At 55.1% G+C, this 1,743-nt stretch carries 4 protein-coding genes; 2 read left to right on the forward strand and 2 right to left on the reverse strand.

From position 1 onward, the window contains the following. Both AC1DSG_RS30900 and AC1DSG_RS30905 read left to right on the forward strand, forming a co-directional pair. Positions 1–233, forward strand: a 233-nt coding sequence (locus AC1DSG_RS30900; protein ID WP_477794254.1) for an alpha/beta fold hydrolase, incomplete at its 5' end; no start/stop codon positions are given. 112 nt (positions 234–345) lie between these two features. Beyond that, the gene (locus AC1DSG_RS30905; RefSeq protein WP_477794255.1) at positions 346–1,257 is read left to right on the forward strand and encodes an SDR family oxidoreductase; all 912 of its coding nucleotides are present in this window, start codon (positions 346–348) and stop codon (positions 1,255–1,257) included. 51 nt (positions 1,258–1,308) lie between these two features. On the opposite strand, the gene AC1DSG_RS30910 is transcribed toward AC1DSG_RS30905, so the two are convergent. Together AC1DSG_RS30910 and AC1DSG_RS30915 are read right to left on the reverse strand one after the other, a co-directional pair. After that, positions 1,309–1,572 carry a bacteriocin immunity protein gene (locus AC1DSG_RS30910; RefSeq protein ID WP_477794256.1) on the reverse strand — a complete coding sequence of 88 codons (264 nt, stop codon included), beginning with the start codon at positions 1,570–1,572 and terminating at the stop codon, positions 1,309–1,311. Continuing rightward, a partial coding sequence (locus tag AC1DSG_RS30915; RefSeq protein WP_477794257.1) for an HNH endonuclease signature motif containing protein occupies positions 1,562–1,743 on the reverse strand: 182 nt, incomplete at its 5' end. The genes AC1DSG_RS30910 and AC1DSG_RS30915, both read right to left, overlap by 11 nt.

Raw genomic sequence — 1,743 nt, forward strand, 5'->3', positions numbered from 1 at the left:
GCGCCATGCAGCGCGGTGAAGTGCCGTTGCGCGTCATTGATGGCGAGGTCGATCCGATTTCCGGTGCGCACATGGTCGCGCGCTATCGCGAACTGATTCCCCATCCGGACACGATCCTGCTGGCCGAAATTGGCCATTATCCCCAGATCGAAGCGCCGGGGCTGGTACTCAAGCACTATCTGGAGTTTCGTGATCGCCTGGCGTTGCCTCCGCGCAAGGCCGCCTGTTCCTGACTATCCCCCAGCCTTATCGGGCACCATTCAGCCCGACCCTTGTTCATTGTGACCGGCAGCGCCGTGCCTGACACTCGGACTCATTGTCCCCTTGGCCTGCTGGAGTTCCCCCATGAATGAGTCTGTGCGCTTCGAAGATAAAGTCGTGATCGTCACCGGTGCAGGCGGCGGCCTGGGTCGGGCACATGCGCTGCTGTTCGCCAAACAGGGCGCCAAAGTGCTGGTCAACGATCTCGGCGGCTCGGCGCAAGGTGAGGGCGCCAACGCGTCGGCAGCAGACCGCGTAGTGGCCGAGATTCGCGAGGCCGGCGGGATTGCCGAGGCCAACCACGATTCCGTCACTGACGGCGATAAAATCGTCCAGCACGCGCTCGATGTTTTTGGTCGTATCGATGTAGTGGTCAACAACGCCGGGATCCTGCGCGACAAAACCTTCCACAAAATGGACGATGCCGACTGGGACCTGGTTTACCGCGTCCACGTCGAAGGTGCCTACAAGGTTACTCGCGCCGCCTGGCCGCACATGCGTGAGCAAAACTATGGCCGCGTGATCTTCACCGCGTCGACTTCGGGCATCTACGGCAACTTCGGCCAGTCCAACTACGGCATGGCCAAACTCGGCCTCTACGGCCTGACTCGCACACTCGCCATTGAAGGCCGCAAGAACAACATCCTGGTCAACGCCATCGCACCTACCGGTGGTACTCGCATGACCGAAGGCCTGATCCCGCCGCAGGTGTTCGAGCAGCTTAAACCGGAACTGGTCAGCCCGTTGGTCGTGTATTTGGCCAGTGAAAATTGCAAAGAGACTTCCGGGTTGTTTGAAGTCGGTGGCGGCTGGATGGGCAAGGTGCGTTGGGAACGCAGCCTGGGTGCCGGGTTCGATCCACGGGTGGGGTTCTCGCCAGAAGATGTGGCAGCGCAGTGGGAACAGATTTGTGATTTTGAGGGCGCGGCGCATCCGAAGGACAATATTGAAGCGCTGAAGGAAATGATGGGGAATTTGCAGAAGTATTCATTGTGATCAAATGATGTAAAGGGAGTATGCGTGATCGCATGCTCCCTTTTTCAGATTTTATGGTTCTGCTTTGAAGCCTGGCTTTCCGTTGGCAGCTCGCCATTGCTTTATAGCTTCTAATGCGCCGGCAGGGCTGTCTTCGACACCCGGTTCAGGGTAATACAGGATGCCTGTTCCGTTTGGATGTTCTGAAGTGCTTACGATATTGTCAACAATTGCGTCATGTTCTTTCTCTGATGAGTAATCCCCTACAACTAATCGGTTTATAAGGCTTATATATTCAGATTCTGTATATTCTTCAAATTTGTTTTTAAAGTTCATCTTGTTTTTCTCCTTTTTTGGAGTGGATTTCGATGTGCTGCTTTGGTGTCAATACTTGAAGATTATCTAAGTCGTAGACCGAACCACCCTCGCTGATTGGCTTGATGTGGTGAATTTCATACTTTTGCCGCTTACCCACTTGCTCCGATGGGAGAGCGCTAGGAGATAGTC

This window comes from Pseudomonas sp. P5_A12 (assembly GCF_056400685.1).